15 protein-coding genes are annotated in these 17,546 nt (G+C 66.0%); 9 read left to right on the top strand and 6 right to left on the bottom strand.

What is annotated here, in order from left to right; genetic code table 11:
• The 4 genes from ACYRGX_RS13510 to ACYRGX_RS13495 are packed head-to-tail and all read left to right on the top strand — an operon-like array spanning window position 1 to window position 2,867.
• A complete protein-coding gene (locus ACYRGX_RS13510; protein ID WP_473052987.1) occupies window positions 1–531 on the top strand; it encodes a chemotaxis protein CheW in 531 nt (176 codons plus the stop codon).
• Entirely contained in the window at window positions 513–1,319 is an 807-nt protein-coding gene (locus ACYRGX_RS13505; protein WP_473052986.1) for a CheR family methyltransferase, read from the top strand. Before ACYRGX_RS13510 ends, ACYRGX_RS13505 begins: the two co-directional genes overlap by 19 nt.
• Entirely contained in the window at window positions 1,312–1,812 is a 501-nt protein-coding gene (locus ACYRGX_RS13500; RefSeq protein ID WP_473052985.1) for a chemotaxis protein CheD, read from the top strand. The genes ACYRGX_RS13505 and ACYRGX_RS13500 overlap by 8 nt, the downstream gene beginning before the upstream one ends.
• Window positions 1,809–2,867 carry a protein-glutamate methylesterase/protein-glutamine glutaminase gene (locus tag ACYRGX_RS13495; RefSeq protein ID WP_473052984.1) on the top strand — a complete coding sequence of 353 codons (1,059 nt, stop codon included), beginning with the start codon at window positions 1,809–1,811 and terminating at the stop codon, window positions 2,865–2,867. The genes ACYRGX_RS13500 and ACYRGX_RS13495 overlap by 4 nt, the downstream gene beginning before the upstream one ends.
• A gap of 7 nt (window positions 2,868–2,874) precedes the next feature.
• On the opposite strand, the gene prpF is transcribed toward ACYRGX_RS13495, so the two are convergent.
• The 5 genes from prpF to ACYRGX_RS13470 all read right to left on the bottom strand — a co-directional run bounded on the left by prpF (window position 2,875) and on the right by ACYRGX_RS13470 (window position 10,058).
• Entirely contained in the window at window positions 2,875–4,062 is a 1,188-nt protein-coding gene (gene prpF / locus ACYRGX_RS13490; protein WP_473052983.1) for a 2-methylaconitate cis-trans isomerase PrpF, read from the bottom strand.
• Window positions 4,063–4,581: 519 nt separating this feature from the next.
• Window positions 4,582–7,173 (bottom strand): Fe/S-dependent 2-methylisocitrate dehydratase AcnD, encoded by a 2,592-nt coding sequence (gene acnD / locus ACYRGX_RS13485; protein ID WP_473052982.1) that lies wholly within the window; start codon window positions 7,171–7,173, stop codon window positions 4,582–4,584.
• Window positions 7,174–7,236: 63 nt separating this feature from the next.
• The gene (gene prpC, locus ACYRGX_RS13480) at window positions 7,237–8,364 is read right to left on the bottom strand and encodes a bifunctional 2-methylcitrate synthase/citrate synthase (RefSeq protein ID WP_473052981.1); all 1,128 of its coding nucleotides are present in this window, start codon (window positions 8,362–8,364) and stop codon (window positions 7,237–7,239) included.
• Between the two features lie 54 nt (window positions 8,365–8,418).
• The gene (prpB, locus tag ACYRGX_RS13475) at window positions 8,419–9,306 is read right to left on the bottom strand and encodes a methylisocitrate lyase (RefSeq protein WP_473052980.1); all 888 of its coding nucleotides are present in this window, start codon (window positions 9,304–9,306) and stop codon (window positions 8,419–8,421) included.
• A gap of 47 nt (window positions 9,307–9,353) precedes the next feature.
• Entirely contained in the window at window positions 9,354–10,058 is a 705-nt protein-coding gene (locus ACYRGX_RS13470; protein WP_473052979.1) for a GntR family transcriptional regulator, read from the bottom strand.
• A 209-nt stretch (window positions 10,059–10,267) separates the two neighbouring features.
• Here ACYRGX_RS13470 and rloA point away from each other — a divergent pair, with 209 nt between their 5' ends.
• From rloA to ACYRGX_RS13445, 5 genes are all read left to right on the top strand, one after another.
• Window positions 10,268–10,792, top strand: coding sequence for a retropepsin-like aspartic peptidase RloA (gene rloA / locus ACYRGX_RS13465; protein WP_473052978.1), 525 nt, complete (start codon window positions 10,268–10,270; stop codon window positions 10,790–10,792).
• A gap of 11 nt (window positions 10,793–10,803) precedes the next feature.
• Window positions 10,804–12,330, top strand: coding sequence for an osmotic stress tolerance membrane protein RloB (gene rloB / locus ACYRGX_RS13460; RefSeq protein ID WP_473052977.1), 1,527 nt, complete (start codon window positions 10,804–10,806; stop codon window positions 12,328–12,330).
• 4 nt (window positions 12,331–12,334) lie between these two features.
• Window positions 12,335–13,324: an alpha-L-glutamate ligase-like protein gene (locus ACYRGX_RS13455; protein WP_473052976.1), complete on the top strand. Its 990-nt coding sequence runs from the start codon at window positions 12,335–12,337 to the stop codon at window positions 13,322–13,324.
• A 136-nt stretch (window positions 13,325–13,460) separates the two neighbouring features.
• Window positions 13,461–14,699, top strand: coding sequence for an OprD family porin (locus ACYRGX_RS13450; RefSeq protein WP_473052975.1), 1,239 nt, complete (start codon window positions 13,461–13,463; stop codon window positions 14,697–14,699).
• Window positions 14,700–14,719: 20 nt separating this feature from the next.
• Window positions 14,720–16,309, top strand: a complete 1,590-nt coding sequence (locus tag ACYRGX_RS13445; RefSeq protein ID WP_473052974.1) for an argininosuccinate lyase — start codon at window positions 14,720–14,722, stop codon at window positions 16,307–16,309.
• On the opposite strand, the gene ACYRGX_RS13440 is transcribed toward ACYRGX_RS13445, so the two are convergent.
• Entirely contained in the window at window positions 16,306–17,538 is a 1,233-nt protein-coding gene (locus tag ACYRGX_RS13440) for a cation:dicarboxylate symporter family transporter (RefSeq protein ID WP_473052973.1), read from the bottom strand. The two genes, ACYRGX_RS13445 and ACYRGX_RS13440, sit on opposite strands and share 4 nt — an antisense overlap.
• Between the last annotated feature and the right edge of the window lie 8 nt (window positions 17,539–17,546).

The following is a 17,546-nucleotide window of genomic DNA, read 5'->3' as shown; positions in this document are numbered from 1 at the left end:
ATGGACTGGTCAAAGCACGAAACCGAACCCAGCGCGACGAGCGAGCAGTACCTGACCTTCGCCCTGGGTGGCGAGCTGTACGCCGTGGGCACCCGCAACGTGCGTGAAATCATCGAGTACGGCGCCCCGCGGCACGTACCGATGATGCCGCCGAGCATCCTCGGCGTGATCAACCTGCGTGGCTCGGTGGTGCCGGTCATCGATCTGCTGCGCCGCTTCGGCAAGGGCGCCACCGAGGCCGGGCGACGCAGTTGCATCGTCATCCTCGAGGCCCGCCAGGGAAATCACGAACAGGTGATTGGCGTGGTGGTGGATACCGTCAGCGCCGTGCTCGAGATTCCCCAGAGCGACATCGAACCGGCGCCGCACTTCGGCCAGTCGGTCAATGCCGAGTTCCTGCTCGGCATGGGCAAGTTGGATAGCGGGCTGGTGCTGCTGCTGGACGTGGGCCGCGTGCTGTCCCAGGCGGAGATGCAGCAGCTTGGTCAGGCCTCGGATCGCGAGGAGGCCGCATGCAACAGCTCCAGCTGAGCGATCGCGAATTCGAGCAGTTTCGCGTCTTCATCCACGAGATCGCCGGGATCGCCCTGACCAGCGCGAAGAAACAGTTGGTCGCCGGACGCCTGGGCAAGCGCCTGCGCCATTACGGCATGGGCTGCTTCGCCGACTATTTCGCCCTGGTGATGAAGGATCGTCAGGAGTGCCAGACGGCCGTCGATCTGCTGACCACCAACGAGACCTACTTCTTCCGCGAGCCCAAGCACTTCGATTTCCTCCGCGAGCGCCTGCGCGATGAGCTCGCCAGGGGCTCGACGCCGCTGCGCATCTGGAGCGCCGCCTGCTCCACCGGCGAGGAGCCTTACACCCTGGCGCTGCTGCTGGCCGATACCCTGACCCATCGGCCGTGGGAGATCGTCGCGTCGGACCTCAGCCAGCGGGTACTGCAGACCGCCCGCAACGGTATCTATCCGATGGACAGTCGTGGCGTGGATAGCGAGATGCTGCGCCGCCACTGCCTCAAGGGCACCGGCGAGCATGCCGGCAGCTTCATGATCGAACCGGCCCTCGCGCGCCGCGTGCAATTTCGCCAGATCAACCTCAACCAGCAGCTACCCGACGTGGGCCACTTCGAGGTGATCTTCCTGCGCAACGTGATGATCTACTTCGACCTGGAAACCAAGCGCCAGGTGGTCCGGCGCCTCTGCGAGCGTCTGCGCCCGGGCGGCTATCTGTTCGTCAGCCACTCGGAAAGCCTCAATGGGGTGACCAACGACCTGAGCGCGGTGCGCCCGTCGATCTACCGGAAAGCCCATGCGTAGCCCCGGCGAGGTGTTCCTGGCTCCTGGGGAATTCCACTTCAGCGAGCAACCGGTGCGCATCCGCACGCTCCTCGGCTCGTGCGTGTCCCTGGTGGCCTGGCACCCGCAAAGACGCCTGGGAGGCATGAGTCACTTCCTGCTGCCCAGCCGCGATCCAAGGGGCAAGCACCTGGACGGTCGTTACGGTGATGAAGCCTTCGAACTGATGCTCGCTGAAATGCACCGGCGCGACAGCCTGCCGCTGGAATACCGCCTGGGCCTTTACGGCGGCGCCAACATGTTCGGCGGCAATCCCGGCGACCATATCGGCAAGCGCAACGCGGCCCTGGCCATGGAGCTGCTCCAGTACCACGGCCTGAAATGCCAGTCTACGGACCTGGGGGGCCGCACCCCACGCACCCTGATTTTCGATGTCGGCAGTGGGGAGCTCACACTTCGTCACTCGGCATCGCCGCCATCCACCGGGCCGCAGTCCCAGGAGGTGATGAGATGAATCGCATCAAAGTGATGATCGTCGACGACTCCGCAGTGGTCCGCCAGGTTCTCGCGGGCAGCCTTGCGGAACACCCGGCGATCGAGGTGATCGGCACCGCCGCCGATCCTGTATTCGCGCTCGACAAGATGAATCGCAACTGGCCCGACGTGCTGGTGCTGGACGTGGAAATGCCGCGCATGGACGGCATTACCTTCCTCAAGAAATTGATGGCTGAGCGCCCGACACCCGTGGTGATCTGCTCCACCCTCACCGAGAAGGGCGCGGCCACGACCCTGCAGGCAATGGCCGCCGGTGCGGTGAGCATCGTTACCAAGCCCCAAGGCAACCTGCGGCAATTCCTCATCGGCGCGACCGAAGAACTCGTCCAGGCAATCAAGGCCGCCGCCCAGGCCAACCTCAAGCGCCTGGCCATGCCGCCACCGAGCACGCCGCCGAAGCTTTCCGCTGATGCCATCCTGCCGGCGGCCAGCCAGGCGGCAATGGCCCGCACCACCGAGAAGGTAGTGGCCATCGGCACCTCCACCGGTGGCACCCAGGCGCTGGAATACCTGCTCACCTCCTTGCCACGGGTCTGCCCGGGGCTGGTGATCGTCCAGCACATGCCGGAACGCTTCACCGCCGCTTTCGCCGAGCGCCTGGATCGCATGAGCCAATTGGATGTCCGCGAGGCACGCAGTGGCGACCGGGTGATCCCCGGACGTGCGCTGATCGCCCCCGGTGGCCGCCACATGCTGCTCAAGCGCAGCGGAGCGCAGTATCACGTGGAGATCGTCGATGGCCCGCCGGTCAGTCGGCATCGCCCCTCGGTGGACGTGTTGTTCCGCTCCACCGCCCGCGCCGCCGGCGGCAACGCCCTGGGCGTGATCATGACCGGGATGGGCGACGATGGCGCCCGTGGTCTCAAGGAGATGCGCGAGGCGGGTGCCAACACACTGGGCGAAAGCGAAGCCAGCTGCGTGGTCTACGGCATGCCGCGCGAAGCCATGAAGCTGGGGGCCGTGGAGCGCGAACTGCCACTTCAGCAGATCCCCCAGGCGATACTGCAGGCCTGAGTCCGGCTCAGAAGCAGTCGCCCGGCACCCGCACCCAGCCTTCCATCAGGACCCGCGCACTGCGGCTCATGGAGGCTTCGGTGACCTGCCACTGGCCGTCTACGCAGCGGGCCTGGGCGCCGACCCTCAGGGTGCCGGAGGGATGCCCGAAGCGGACCGCACGGCGCTCGCCACCACCGGCGGCAAGATTGACCAGGGTGCCGTCGATGGCCGCCGCCGTGCCGATGGCGACCGCCGCCGTCCCCATCATCGCGTGGTGCAGCTTGCCCATGGACATGGCCCGCACACGCAGGTCGATGTCCGTCGCGCTGACCAGCTTGCCGCTGGAGGAACGGTAGTCCGCTGGAGGTGCGACCCAGGCCAACTTGGGCGTGTGCTGGCGCCGCGCGGCGTCCTCCAGACGCTCGATCAGCCCCATGCGCAGCGCACCATGGGCCCGGATCGTCTCCAACCGCGCCAGGGCCGCCGCGTCGCCATTGATGTCGTCCTGCAATTCGCTACTGCTATAGCCCAGGTCCGCAGCGTTGACGAAGATCGTGGGAATCCCCGCGTTGATCAGCGTGACCGGAAAGCTGCCGATGCCCGGCACCTGCAGTTCATCCACCCGATTGCCGGTGGGGAACAGCGCGCCGCCCTCCTCCCCCTCGTCGGCGGGATCGAGGAAGGCCAGGGCAATCTCCGCCGCGGGAAAGGTCACCCCATCCAGTTCGAAGTCACCGGTTTCCTGCACTTCACCGTTGCGCATCGGCACCTTGGCGACGATGGTCTTGCCGATGTTGGCCTGCCAGATACGCACCTCGCAGAGCCCGTCACGCGGTACCCGCGCCGGATCGAGCAGACCTCCGGCGATAGCGAAGGGACCGACCGCCGCCGACAGGTTGCCGCAGTTGCCGCTCCAGTCGACGAAGGCACTGTCGATGGACACCTGGCCGAACAGGTAGTCCACATCGTGACCGGGTCGCTGGCTGGGTGAGACGATCACCGTCTTGCTGGTGCTGGAGGTGGCGCCACCCATACCGTCGATCTGCTTGGCATAGGGATCGGGGCTGCCGATCACCCTCAGCAACAGGCGATCACGCGCCTCACCGGGAGCACGACAGGCCTCGGGCAGATCCTCCCGGCGAAAGAACACACCCTTGCTGGTGCCACCACGCAGGTAGGTGGCGGGAATGCGGATCTGTGCGGCGTGGGACATCGTTGACTCCTGCGACGCCCCCATCGGGCGTCTGATTGTGTGTTCAGGTCAAGAACCGAGCCCAGGCATGCTACGGCGCGGGCCCGCCCCCTCTCCCCAACCCCTCTCCCGCCAGGGGCGAGGGGCTCGTTCGGTGCGGTGCCTGCCGCCCCTGGGACGCGGCAAGTGGCATGGCTATGCTGGCCCGCCCCCTCTCCCCAACCCCTCTCCCGCCAGGGGCGAGGGGCTTGTTCGGTGCGGGGCCTGCCGCCCTGGGACACGGCAAGGGGCATGGCTGTGCTGGCCCGCCCCCTCTCCCCAACCCCTCTCCCGCCAGGGGCGAGGGGCTTGTTCGGTGCGGGGCCTGCCGCCCCTGGGACACGGCAAGTGGCATGGCTATGCTGGCCCGCTCCCTCTCCCCAACCCCTCTCCCGCCAGGAGCGAGGGGCTTGTTCGGTGTGGCCTTACTGGTGGGCACGGCGCCGGGCCGCGCTTTTGCTCCCCTCTCCCCTCGCGGGAGAGGGGTCGGGGGAGAGGGGGTTACCCCAACGTCTCCTGCAGAAAATCCTCGGCAAAGCGCTGCAACACGCCACCCGCTTCATAGATCGAGACTTCCTCGTTGGAGTCCAGGCGGCAGCGCACCGGCACCTCCAGCGCCTGGCCATCGCGGCGGCGGATCACCAGGGTCAGCTCGGCCCCCGGAGTACGCTCGCCGAGCACGTCGAAGGTCTCGCTGCCGTCGATGCCCAGGGTGGTACGCGTGGTACCGGGCAGGAACTCCAGCGGCAACACGCCCATGCCGATCAGGTTGGTGCGGTGGATGCGCTCGAAACCCTCGGCGACGATCGCTTCGACCCCGGCCAGGCGCACGCCCTTGGCGGCCCAGTCGCGGGAGCTGCCCTGGCCGTAGTCGGCGCCGGCGATGATGATCAGCGGCTGCTTGCGCTGCATGTAGGTCTCGATGGCCTCCCACATGCGCAGCACCTGACCATCCGGCTCCAGACGGGTCAGCGAGCCCTGCTTCACCTGGCCATCGACCACCGCCATTTCGTTGATCAGCTTGGGGTTGGCGAAGGTCGCGCGCTGCGCGGTGAGGTGGTCGCCGCGGTGGGTGGCGTAGGAGTTGAAGTCCTCTTCGGGCAGGCCCATCTGCGCCAGGTACTCACCGGCGGCGGAGTCGGCGAGGATGGCATTGGACGGCGACAAGTGATCGGTGGTGATGTTGTCGCCCAGCACCGCCAGCGCACGCAGGCCACGCAAGCCGCGCTCGCCGGCCAGCGCGCCCTCCCAGTAGGGCGGACGGCGGATGTAGGTGCTCTGCGGGCGCCACGCGTAAAGCGGGCTGACGCCACTGTCCTCGGCAGCGGCGAAGCGGAACATCGGCTCGTAGACCTGGCGGAACTGCTCGGGCTTCACCGCGCGGGCGACCAGGGCATCGATCTCTTCGTCGCTGGGCCAGAGGTCGGCCAGGGTCACCGCCCTGCCCTCGCTATCGTGCCCGAGTACGTCCTTCTCGATGTCGAAGCGGATGGTCCCGGCGATGGCGTAGGCCACCACCAGCGGCGGCGAGGCGAGGAAGGCCTGCTTGGCGTAGGGATGGATGCGTCCGTCGAAGTTGCGGTTACCGGAGAGCACCGCGGTGGCGTAGAGGTCGCGTTCGATGATTTCCTGCTGGATCGCCGGGGCCAGCGCGCCGGACATGCCGTTGCAGGTGGTGCAGGCGAAGGCGACGATACCGAAGCCGAGCTTTTCCAGCTCCGGCAGCAGGCCGGCTTCCTTCAGGTACAGCTCCACCGCCTTCGACCCGGGCGCCAGCGAGGTCTTCACCCAGGGCTTGCGCAGCAGGCCGCGGGCGTTGGCGTTGCGCGCCAGCAAGCCGGCGGCGATGACATTGCGCGGGTTGGACGTGTTGGTGCAACTGGTGATGGCAGCGATGATCACCGCGCCGTCGGGCATCTGCCCCGGTGTTTCGTTCCAGGCGCCGGCGATGCCGCGCTCGGCCAGCGCGGCGGTGGGCAGGCGGCGATGCGGGTTGGACGGCCCGGCCATGTTGCGCTCCACCTGGGACAGGTCGAAGCGCAGCACGCGTTCGTACTCGGCGCCGCGCAGCTCGTCGTCCCACAGGCCCAGGGTCTTCGCGTAGTTTTCCACCAGTGCCACCTGGGCATCCTCGCGGCCGGTGAGGCGCAGGTAGTCGAGGGTCTGCCGGTCGATATGGAACAGCGCGGCGGTGGCGCCGTATTCGGGACACATGTTGGAGATGGTCGCGCGGTCGCCGATGGTCAGCGCCGCGGCACCCTCGCCGAAGAACTCCAGCCAGGCACCGACCACCCGTTCCTTGCGCAGGAACTCGGTGAGCGCGAGGACCACGTCGGTGGCGGTGATGCCCGGGCGCGGGCGCCCGGACAGCTCGACGCCGACGATGTCCGGCAGGCGCATCCAGGACGCTCGGCCGAGCATCACGCTTTCCGCCTCCAGGCCGCCGACGCCAATGGCGATCACGCCCAGCGCGTCGACGTGCGGGGTGTGGCTGTCGGTGCCGACGCAGGTATCCGGGAAGGCCACGCCGTCGCGCACCTGGATCACCGGGGACATCTTCTCCAGGTTGATCTGGTGCATGATGCCGTTGCCCGGCGGAATGACCTCGACGTTGTGAAACGCCTGGCGCGTCCAGTCGATGAAGTGGAAGCGGTCCTCGTTACGGCGGTCCTCGATGGCGCGGTTGCGGGCGAAGGCATCGGGCTCGAAGCCGCCACACTCCACCGCTAGCGAGTGATCGACGATCAATTGCGTCGGCACCACCGGGTTCACCGCCGCGGGATCACCGCCACGCGCGGCGATGGCATCACGCAGGCCGGCCAGATCGACCAGCGCGGTCTGCCCGAGGATGTCGTGGCAGACCACCCGCGCCGGGAACCAGGGAAAGTCCAGGTCGCGGCGGCGCTCGATCAGTTGGCGCAGCGAGGCGTCCAGCGCCTGCGGGTCGCAGCGCCGCACCAGGTTTTCCGCGAGCACCCGCGAGGTATAGGGCAACCCCGCCCAGGCGCCGGGCGCCAGGGCCTCGACGGCTTCACGGGCGTCGAAGTACAGCAGCGCGCTGCCGGGCAGTTTCTTGCTGTAAGCCTTGTTCATGGAAAGGACTCGATCACGGTCAATGGAGTGAGCGGGCGGCCATCCGTGCGGCCGCCTCGGTGTTCAACGCTGGGCCAGCGGCACGAAAGGACGCTGTTCGACGCCGGTGTAGTCGGCGCTGGGGCGGATGATGCGATTGTTCGCGCGTTGTTCGAACACGTGCGCGCACCAGCCGGCGACCCGCGAGCAGACGAAGATCGGCGTGAACAGCGGCGTCGGGATGCCCATGAAGTGGTACGCCGAGGCGTGATAGAAGTCGGCATTGGGGAACAGCTTCTTCTGCTCCCACATGGTCCGATCGATGGCCTCGGAGACCGGGAACAACACGCGGTCGCCGACTTCCTCGGCGAGCTGCCGCGACCAGTCCTTGATGACCTCGTTGCGCGGATCGGATTCCTTGTAGATCGCATGGCCGAAGCCCATGATCTTGTCCTTGCGTTCGAGCATGGCGAGCAGCTCGGTGACCGCCTCCTCGGGCGAGGAAAACCGCTCGATCAACGCCATCGCCGCCTCGTTGGCGCCACCGTGCAGCGGCCCGCGCAGCGAGCCGATGGCGCCGGTGACACAGGAGAACAGGTCGGACAGCGTCGAGGCGCAGACCCGCGCGGTGAAGGTCGACGCGTTGAATTCGTGCTCGGCGTAGAGGATCAGCGAGACGTTCATCACCTTCACGTGCAGCTCGGACGGCTTGCGCCCGTGCAGCAGCGCGAGAAAGTGGCCGCCAAGGGTCGGCTCGGTGCTGCTGCAGGCGATGCGCACGCCCTCATGGCTGTAGCGATACCAGTAGCTCATGATCGCCGGCAGCGCGCCGAGCAGGCGGTCTGCCTTGTCCTGCTGCTGGCTGAAGTCGGCCTCCGGCTCCAGGTTGCCGAGCATCGAGGTGCCGGTGCGCATCACGTCCATCGGATGCGCATCCTTCGGGATGCGTTCGAGCACTTCCTTGAGCGTCTGGGGCAGCTCGCGCAGGCCCTGCAGCTTGTCCTGGTAGGCGGCCAGTTGTTCGGCGTTGGGCAGCTCGCCGTACAGCAGCAGGTAGGCGACTTCCTCGAAGATCGCCCCGGCGGCCAGCTCACGCACGTCGTAGCCCCGGTAGGTGAGCCCGGCGCCGGTCTTGCCGACGGTGCACAGGGCGGTCTGTCCGGCGACCTGGCCACGCAGGCCGGCTCCGGTAAGTACTTTGGCGTCGCTCATTGCTATCTCCCGTTTCTTGAAATTGTTGGGTTCAGGCAAGCGGTAAAGGATTGCTTAGCTCTTTTTCTGCGCGAACAGGGAATCCAGGTGCTGCTCGAAGGCGTGGTAGTCGATGCGCTCGTAGAGTTCGGCGCGGGTCTGCATGCTGTCGATCACGTTCTTCTGCGTGCCATCGCGGCGGATCGCGGTGTAGACGTTCTCCGCCGCCTTGTTCATGGCGCGGAAGGCGGACAGCGGATAGAGCACCAGGGAGACGTCGGCGCTGGCGAGCTCCTCGGTGGTGTACAGCGGCGTGGCGCCGAATTCGGTGATGTTGGCCAGCACCGGCACGCCCACCGCGGCGGCAAATTCCTTGTACATCGGCAGCTCGGTCATCGCCTCGGGGAAGATCATGTCCGCGCCGGCCTCGACGCAGGCGCAGGCACGGTCGATGGCGGCCTGCAGCCCTTCCACCGCCAGTGCATCGGTGCGCGCCATGATCACGAAGGTGTCGTCGGTGCGCGCATCAACGGCGGCCTTGATGCGGTCGACTATTTCCTGCTGGCTGACGATCTCCTTGTTGGGCCGATGCCCGCAGCGTTTGGCGCCCACCTGGTCTTCGATGTGCAGCGCGCCGGCGCCGAACTTTATCATCGACTTGACGGTGCGCGCGACGTTGAAGGCCGAGGAACCGAATCCGGTGTCCACATCGACCAGCAGCGGCAGGTCGCAGACATCGGTGATGCGGCGCACGTCGGTGAGCACATCGTCCAGGCCGCTGATGCCCAGGTCCGGCAGACCCAATGAACCGGCGGCGACACCGCCACCGGAAAGGTAGATGGCCTTGAAACCGGCACGCTTGGCCAACAGTGCGTGGTTGGCATTGATGGTACCGACCACCTGCAGTGGCCGTTCGGCGGCCACGGCGTCACGGAATCGCTGTCCGGCGGATGCCTGGGTCATGCTTCACCTCTTGTACTTAGGGTCGCTGGTAAGTCGTCGACGGCGCCTCACAGGGGCCGGGGCGGCGACTCTTCGAGATTGCGTCGCACGTTGCGCTTGCTGGCGGCGATGTGCCGGCGCATCAGCAGTTCGGCCAGTTCGCCATCGCGCTCGGCGATGGCGTCGAGAATCCGGTGGTGCTCGCTGAAGGCCTGGCGCGGCCGGTTTGGCGCGCCGGAGAACTGGATGCGGTACATGCGCACCAGTTGGTAGAGCTCGCCGCAGAGCATCTGCGTCAGCGTCTTGTTGCCGCTGGCCTGGATGATCCGGTAGTGAAAATCGAAGTCGCCTTCCTGCTGGTAGTAGCCGCGCCCCGCCTGGAACGCCTCGTCACGCTCGTGCATGTCCAGCAGACGGCGCAGTTCATCGATCTCGTCCATGCCCATGCGCTCGGCGGCCAGACGACAGGCCATGCCCTCGAGGGACTCGCGAATCTCGTAGAGTTCGATCAGCTCTTCCGGCGACAGCGACACCACCCGCGCGCCAATGTGAGGCACCCTCACCAGCAGGCGCTGACCTTCCAGACGATGGATGGCCTCGCGCAGTGGCCCACGGCTGATACCGTAAGTACGTGCCAGCTCCGGTTCGGAAATCTTGCTGCCGGGAGCGATGTCACCGCGTACGATGGCCGCCTGGATGCGCTGGAAGACATGCTCGGAGAGCGTGCCGGACTCGCTGGGCGCCGTCACTGCGGTTTCGGTGATCGAGTTCATTGTCGACACTTCAAGCTGTTCGGTGCAGGCAATCCTAGCAAGGGCGGCGCATCTGTCAATCTCCGTTACGACTATTGTCGACAATCCTTCGGGAAACTTTCGCCACCCCTGACGATTACGCCATCGAACCTGGCCGCTTTGTCACCTAACGCGGCGTGCTAGAATGCGCGGCTGTCGTATCCGCCGCTTAGCGAAAAGAAAAAGGATTTATGAGACTCCAGCTACTGGCACTGTCCGCCCTACTCTGCTCCCTGCCTGCCTTCGCCGGAGCCGACAAGACCATCTACGGACTCTATGAAAACGTCTCCCTGCCCGGCCTCGACCTGCAGGTCAAGGCCAAGCTCGACACCGGGGCCCAAACCGCCTCGCTGAGCGCGCGCGACATCGAACGCTTCGAGCGCGATGGCGAGCGCTGGGTACGCTTCTACCTGGCCATCGATGATGCCCACGAACATCCGATCGAACGTCCGTTGCAGCGCGTCAGCCGCATCAAGCGCCGCGCCAGCGACTTCGACCCCGAGGAAGAAAAACGCTATTCGACGCGTCCGGTGATCGACCTGCGCGTCTGCATGGGCAAGCGCCTGCGCGTCATCGAGGTGAACCTCACCGACCGTAGCGCCTTCTCCTACCCGTTGCTGATCGGCTCCGCCGCGCTCGAAGACTTCGGCGCCCTGGTCGATCCAAGTCTCGAATTCGCCAGCGGCCAGCCTGACTGCGCCGACGAAGACGCCTAGGAAGACTGTCCATGCGTTCGCTGACCCTGCACCTGAAAGTTCTCATCACCCTGTTGGTGACCCTCGGCATCGCCATCACCGCCTACCAGATCTTCGTCATCGGCATTCCGGTGAGCGAAGACGAGACCGACAACCTGTGGAACATCGACGCCAAGGTCGAATTCCAGGCCAACTCCCGCGAGCCGGTGAAGGTCCAGATGTTCGTGCCGCCGCTGAACGGCGGCTACCTGAGCCTGAATGAGAGTTTCATCTCCAACAACTATGGAGTGAGCGTCAACCGGGCCGACGGCAACCGTCGGGTGACCTGGTCCGCGCGTCGCGCCAGCGGCCCGCAAACGCTCTACTACCGTCTGGTGCTCACCCAGCGCTACAGCGGCGAGCAGACCCAGACCAAGGGCCCGATCTACCGCGAGAGCCTGCCGGTCGAAGGCCCGGAGAAGATCGCCGCCGAAGCCCTGCTGGCGCCGATCCGCCAGCACTCGGCGGACGTCGAGACCTTCGTCAGCGAGACCATCCGCCGGGTCAACAACGCCAACGACGACAACGTGCGCCTGCTGCTCGGCGGTGACCCGTCACCCTCGCGCAAGGCCGCGGTGATCGAGCTGCTGCTGTCCATCGCCCACGTGCCGATGGAGCGCGTGCACACCATCCGCCTGGAAAGCGACGTGGCACAGAGCCCCGAACTCTGGCTGCGCAGTTACAACGGGCAGAAGTGGCTGTATTTCAACCCCGATAACGGCCAGCAGGGCCTGCCGGCCGACCGCCTGGTCTGGTGGACCGGCGACGAGCCGCTGGTGGCGATCGAGGGCGGTCGCACCGCGCAGGTGACCTTCACCCTCGATAACAGCGAGATGAACGCCATCCGCCTGGCCAAGCTGACCAACGCCAATACCGATGTCGGCTTCCTCGAGTACTCGCTCTACGGCCTGCCGCTGCAAACCCAGCAGACCTACCAGATCATGATCATGATCCCTATCGGCGTGCTGGTGATCCTGGTGCTGCGCAACCTCATCGGCCTGCAGACCCTCGGGACCTTCACCCCGGTGCTGATCGCCCTTGCCTTCCGCGAGACGCAGTTGGGCTTCGGCATCGTGCTGTTCACCGTGATCACCGCGCTGGGGCTGTCGCTGCGCTCGTACCTGGAGCACCTGAAGCTGCAGATGCTTCCGAGGCTATCGGTGGTGCTGACCTTCGTCGTGGTACTGATCGCCGCGATCAGCCTGTTCAGCCACAAGCTGGGCCTGGAGCGCGGGCTGTCGGTGGCACTGTTCCCCATGGTGATCCTGACCATGACCATCGAACGCCTGTCGATCACCTGGGAAGAGCGCGGCGCCAGCCACGCCTTCAAGGTCGCCGTCGGCACGCTGCTGGCAGCGACGCTCGCGCATCTGATCATGAACGTGCGCGAACTCGTGTACTTCGTGTTCACCTTCCCTGCCGTGCTGCTGGTGTTGGTCGGCTTCATGCTGGCGATGGGTCGCTACCGCGGTTACCGGCTGACCGAGCTGGTCCGCTTCAAAGCCTTCCTCAAGGACTAGCGCCATGTTCGGCCTGATCAAGACCTGGAAGGCACTCGAAGCCAAGGGCATCATGGGCATCAACCGGCGTAATGCCGACTACGTGCTCAAGTACAACAAGCGCAGCCTGTACCCGATCGTCGACGACAAGATCATCACCAAGCAGCGCGCCATCGAGGCCGGCATCCACGTGCCGCAGTTGTACGGGATCATCGAGACCGAGAAAGGCATCGACAAGCTCGACCAGATCATCGGCGAGCACCGCGACTTCGTCGTCAAGCCGGCCCAGGGCGCCGGCGGCGACGGCATCCTGGTGATCGCCGATCGCTTCGAGGACCGCTACAAGACGGTCTCCGGACGCATCATCAGCCACAGCGAGATCGAGCAGCAGATCTCCAGCATCCTCTCCGGGCTGTATTCCCTCGGTGGGCACCGCGATCGCGCGCTGATCGAGTATCGCGTCACCCCCGACCCGATCTTCAAGAGCATCAGCTACGAAGGCGTGCCGGACATCCGCATCATCGTGCTGATGGGCTATCCGGTGATGGCCATGCTGCGCCTGCCGACCCGCCAGTCCAACGGCAAGGCCAACCTGCACCAGGGTGCCATCGGCGTGGGTGTGGACCTCACCACGGGCGTGACCCTGCGCGGCACCTGGCTGAACAACAAGATCAGCAAGCACCCGGACACCACCAATGCCGTGGATGGCGTGCAGTTGCCCGACTGGGACGGCTTCATGCGCCTGGCCGCCGGCTGCTACGAGCTCTGCGGGCTCGGCTACATCGGCGTGGACATGGTGCTGGACGAGGAACAGGGTCCGCTGATCCTCGAACTCAATGCGCGCCCAGGCCTGAACATCCAGATCGCCAACGATTGCGGCCTGGCGCTGCGCACCGAGGTGGTCGAAGCACACCTGGCGCAACTTGCCGAGCGCGGCGAGACGCAGACCGCGGAAGAGCGCGTGCGCTTCGCGCAGCAGCATTTCGGTAACGTGGGGGCCAGCAAGCAGAGCTGACCGGCCAGGCAACACCATATTCAAAACATATCGAATAGAGACTTCATATATATTTTCTATTTGATACCTGGCTTCCTATAGTCCCTGTCGGGCGTGCCAACACGCCCCATCACAACAACAATGACAGGGACCACCCATGCAACGTACTTCCCTCGCCCTGGGCGTGGCTGGCGGCGCCGTCGCCTCACTCCTGCCCCTCTCGGCCTCCGCCGAATTCTTCGCCGATACCAAGGCCAACCTGGAACTGCGCAATTTCTACCTGAACAGCGACTATCGGCAGAGCGGTGCCAACCAGTCCAAGCGCGACGAATGGGCCCAAGGCTTCATCCTCGATATCCAGTCCGGCTACACCGAAGGTCCGGTCGGCTTCGGCGTCGACGCCCTCGGCCTGCTGGGCCTGAAGCTCGATTCCGGTCCGGGACGGCAAAATACCGGACTGCTGCCGGTCGGCGACGACAAGGCGCCGGACGACTACAGCCAGCTCGGCCTGACGGCCAAGCTACGGGTCGCCGAAAGCCAGCTGCGGGTCGGTACGCTGATCCCGAAACTGCCGACCGTGCTGCCCTCGGATTCGCGTTTGCTGCCGCAGACCTTCCGCGGCGCCCAGTTGGTCTCCCGGGACATCGACAAGCTCACCTTCAGCGCCGGTCGTCTCACCGACAACAGCCTGCGCAACAGCAGCGGCCACGCCGACATGAGCGTCGCCGGCAAGGGCATCAGCGGCGGCCAGGCCAGTGATCGATTCGACTTCGCCAGCGCCAGCTACCGCTGGAGCAAGCAGCTCACCACCGCTTACAACTACGGCTATCTGGAGCACAACTACCGCCAGCACATCCTCAACCTGGCGCACACCCTGCCGCTGGGCGAGAACCTCGCGCTGAAGAGCGACCTGCGCTACGCCCGTTCCACCAGCGACGGCAGCAGCAACGTCGACAACCGCGCCTACGGCGCACGCTTCACCCTCGCCGTGGGCAACCACGCGTTCGGCGCCGCCTACCAGCAGATGGAGGGGGACACCGGCTTCCCGCACATCAACGGCACCAACTCCTATCTGGTGAACTACGTGATGCTCTCGCCGGACTTCGCCAACCCCGGCGAGAAGTCCTGGCAGTTGCGCTACGACTACGACTTCACGGCCCTGGGCATTCCCGGCCTGTCGTTCATGACCCGCTATCTGCGTGGCTACGACTACAGCGGCCCGGGCGGCGTGGACGGCCACGAGTGGGAACGCGATACCGACATCGCCTATGCCTTCCAGAGCGGTGCGCTGAAGAACCTCTCGGTGAAATGGCGCAACGGCAGCTACCGCAGCCGCGGTAGCAACGACATCGACCAGCACCGCCTGATCCTCAGCTACAGCCTGCCGCTGCTTTGAGCCCACCGGAGAACCCGACCATGCACAACCTCTTCAAACCCAGTCTGCTGTGCCTCGCGCTGTTCGCCGCCGGGCTGCAGAACGCCGCGGCGGCCAACACCGCGGAATTGCCCTGCCGCACCACCGCCGAATGCAAGGCGCAGGCGGAAAAGATCGGCGCCACCGTCGCCCCGAGCAAGGCCAAGAGCGGTATCGACGACCAGTTCACCTGGGTCAACCGGATCAACAAGGCGTCCATCGTGATGCTCACCGAAGAAGGCATCGTCACCCCCGCCCAGGGCCGGCAGATCGCCAAGGGCGTGCGCCACGTGCTCACCCAGGCCGGGCAACCGGACGGCAAGCGCCCCAGCGACGTGCTGCAGATCGAAAAGATCATGATCGACGAGATCGGCCCGGAAGCCTCGCTGATCCATTCCGGTCGCAGTCGCCAGGACATGTACGCCACCTACCGTCTGGCTACCCTGCGCACCCATCTGCTGGATTACGCGCAGGCCCTGGATGGCACCCGGCAGCGCCTGATCAAGCTCGCCGAGGCCAACCAGCAGACCCTGGTGCCGGCCTATACCAACGGCGTGCAGGCGATGCCGATCAGCTATGCGCACTACCTGCTCGCCTACCTCGCGGCCTTCGAGCGCGATGCCCAGCGCATTGCCGATCTCTACCCGCGCCTGAACCTGAGCCCCATGGGCACCGCGGTGCTGGCCAACTCCGCCTGGCCGCTGAATCGCCAGCGCCTGGCCGACCTGCTGGGCTTCGACGGCGTGCGCGAGAACTCCCTGGACGCCGGCCAGGTATCCACCTACGACATCCCCATCGAAGCGGTGGACATCGCCGCCAACTCGGCGGTACGTGTCGGCGCGATGATCGGTGACATCCACACCCAGTACCACCAGATCCGCCCCTGGCTGCTGCTCGAGGAAAGCGCCACCTACACCAGCAGCGCCATGCCGCAGAAGCGTAATCCCGGCCTGCTGATGCGTACCCGCGAGGCCGCCTCCGACACCATCGGCCTGGCCCATGGCGTGACCCTGCGCGCGCACAACGTCAGCACCGGGATGACCGACTACAAGTTCGCCTTCGAGGACCTCGACGTCTACGGCTCCGCGCTGCGCATGCTGCACAACCTGGACAAGGTGCTCGACGTGCTGGTGGTCAACCCGCAGCGTGCCCTGGAGGAACTGGAGAACGAGTGGACCACCTCGATGGAACTGGCCGACACCCTGGAGCGCGAGCACCACGTGCCCTTCCGTATCGGCCACAGCTTCGCCTCGCTGATCGTCGGCGAAGCGCGCAAGGAAGGCTACGTGCCCAAGACCTTCCCCTATGAACGCGCCCAGGCGCTGTTCACCCAGGCGGCGGAGAAGTACCACTGGAAGGACACCCAGCTGCCGCTGGACGAGGCGCGCTTCCGCGCCACGCTGTCACCCGAGGCGATGGTGCGCAGCCGCGTCGGCATCGGCGGCCCGCAGCCCAAGGAAGTCGAGCGCATGCTCGGCGAGGCGCGCGAGGCGCTGCAACGCGATCGCGACTGGCTCGGCGAACGCCGTCAGCACCTGAGTGACGCCGAGAAGAACCTGGACAAGGCCTTCGACAAGCTGATCGACGGCTAGCCCAGCTCGCGGCGCACGGCCTGCCTGTCGAGCACCCCGCGCCAGCGGGCGATCACCAGGCAGGCCACGCAGTTGCCGAGCACGTTGCTCAACGAGCGCGCTTTCATCAGGCGCTCGACCCCGAGCAACAGGCCGGTCGCCTCCAGCGGCACCCAGTGCAAGACGCCCAGGGTGGCCGTCAGGGTCATGAACGCCGAACCGGCGACACTGGTCGAGCCCAGCGAGGTCAGCAGGCTCACCGCCAGCAGCATGAGCAGGTCGGCCATTTGCAGTTCCACATGGGCCAACTGGGCGAGAAACAGCGCCGCCACCACCAGGTAGATGTTGGAACCACTGAGGTTGAAGGTGTAGCCGGCGGAAAGCACCAGACGCACGATCTCCGGTGGGCAACCAAGGCGCTCCAGCCGCGCGATGAAGCCTGGCAAGGCCGCTACCGAGGAACTGGTCGAAGCGACCAGCAGAAGCTCCTCGCGCAGGTAGTTGATCAGGCGCCAGAGCCCCACGCCGCACAGTTGCAGCAAGCTGCCGAGCACCACCAGGACGAAGACGCTGCAGGCCAGGTAGACACAGAACACGAACTTGAGCAGCGGCAATGCCGCCGCCGGACCATAGCTGCCCACGGTAAAGGCCATCGCGCCGAAGGCTGCCAGGGGCGCCAGGCGCAGTAGCCCCTCGAGCAACCGCAGCACCCCGCGCAGACACCGCTCCAGTTGCGCTTCGAGCCAGGCTCCGAGCCGCCCCAGGCCGCATAACGAGGCGCCGAATACCATGCCCAGCAGCAGCACCTGCAACACCACGCTCTGCCGCAGCGCGCCGGACAGGCTGCCGGGCAGCGTATTCCAGAACGCGGCGCCGTCGTCCAGCGCGTCCCAGTCGTCGAGGCCCTGCGCCGGCACTTCGCTCAACGGCAGGGAAAGCCCGCTGCCTGGCTGCAGCAACCAGCCGACGAGTACTCCGATCAGTAGCGAAACGAAGGAAACCAGCAGGAAATACGCCAGCGCACGCAGCGCCGTGCCGCCGCCCAGGCCACGGCGCCATAGCCCGGCCATGACCCGCGCGACCAGCACGAACATCACCAGTGGTACCAGCAGTGCGATCAGCTTGAGGAACACACCGCTCAGCGGACGCGCCGCCACCGCCCACTCGGGGCGCCAAACGCCGAGGGCGATGCCGGCGAAGACCGCCAGCACGATTTGCAGCGTGCGGTTGCCTAGGCATCGGACACGCATGTCCGGCT

This window comes from Pseudomonas sp. R4-15 (genome assembly GCF_055768815.1).
Note: the sequence above shows the minus strand (reverse complement) of the source record. Positions and strands in the feature narration are given on the sequence as shown.

What these genes read in the sequence shown, in the direction of transcription:
- ACYRGX_RS13510 (WP_473052987.1), top strand. Translation starts at nt 1, where the DNA reads ATGGACTGGTCAAAGCACGAAACCGAACCCAGCGCGACGAGCGAGCAG.
- ACYRGX_RS13505 (WP_473052986.1), top strand. Translation starts at nt 513, where the DNA reads ATGCAACAGCTCCAGCTGAGCGATCGCGAATTCGAGCAGTTTCGCGTC.
- ACYRGX_RS13500 (WP_473052985.1), top strand. Translation starts at nt 1,312, where the DNA reads ATGCGTAGCCCCGGCGAGGTGTTCCTGGCTCCTGGGGAATTCCACTTC.
- ACYRGX_RS13495 (WP_473052984.1), top strand. Translation starts at nt 1,809, where the DNA reads ATGAATCGCATCAAAGTGATGATCGTCGACGACTCCGCAGTGGTCCGC.
- prpF (WP_473052983.1), bottom strand. Translation starts at nt 4,062, where the DNA reads ATGTCCCACGCCGCACAGATCCGCATTCCCGCCACCTACCTGCGTGGT.
- acnD (WP_473052982.1), bottom strand. Translation starts at nt 7,173, where the DNA reads ATGAACAAGGCTTACAGCAAGAAACTGCCCGGCAGCGCGCTGCTGTAC.
- prpC (WP_473052981.1), bottom strand. Translation starts at nt 8,364, where the DNA reads ATGAGCGACGCCAAAGTACTTACCGGAGCCGGCCTGCGTGGCCAGGTC.
- prpB (WP_473052980.1), bottom strand. Translation starts at nt 9,306, where the DNA reads ATGACCCAGGCATCCGCCGGACAGCGATTCCGTGACGCCGTGGCCGCC.
- ACYRGX_RS13470 (WP_473052979.1), bottom strand. Translation starts at nt 10,058, where the DNA reads ATGAACTCGATCACCGAAACCGCAGTGACGGCGCCCAGCGAGTCCGGC.
- rloA (WP_473052978.1), top strand. Translation starts at nt 10,268, where the DNA reads ATGAGACTCCAGCTACTGGCACTGTCCGCCCTACTCTGCTCCCTGCCT.
- rloB (WP_473052977.1), top strand. Translation starts at nt 10,804, where the DNA reads ATGCGTTCGCTGACCCTGCACCTGAAAGTTCTCATCACCCTGTTGGTG.
- ACYRGX_RS13455 (WP_473052976.1), top strand. Translation starts at nt 12,335, where the DNA reads ATGTTCGGCCTGATCAAGACCTGGAAGGCACTCGAAGCCAAGGGCATC.
- ACYRGX_RS13450 (WP_473052975.1), top strand. Translation starts at nt 13,461, where the DNA reads ATGCAACGTACTTCCCTCGCCCTGGGCGTGGCTGGCGGCGCCGTCGCC.
- ACYRGX_RS13445 (WP_473052974.1), top strand. Translation starts at nt 14,720, where the DNA reads ATGCACAACCTCTTCAAACCCAGTCTGCTGTGCCTCGCGCTGTTCGCC.
- ACYRGX_RS13440 (WP_473052973.1), bottom strand. Translation starts at nt 17,538, where the DNA reads ATGCGTGTCCGATGCCTAGGCAACCGCACGCTGCAAATCGTGCTGGCG.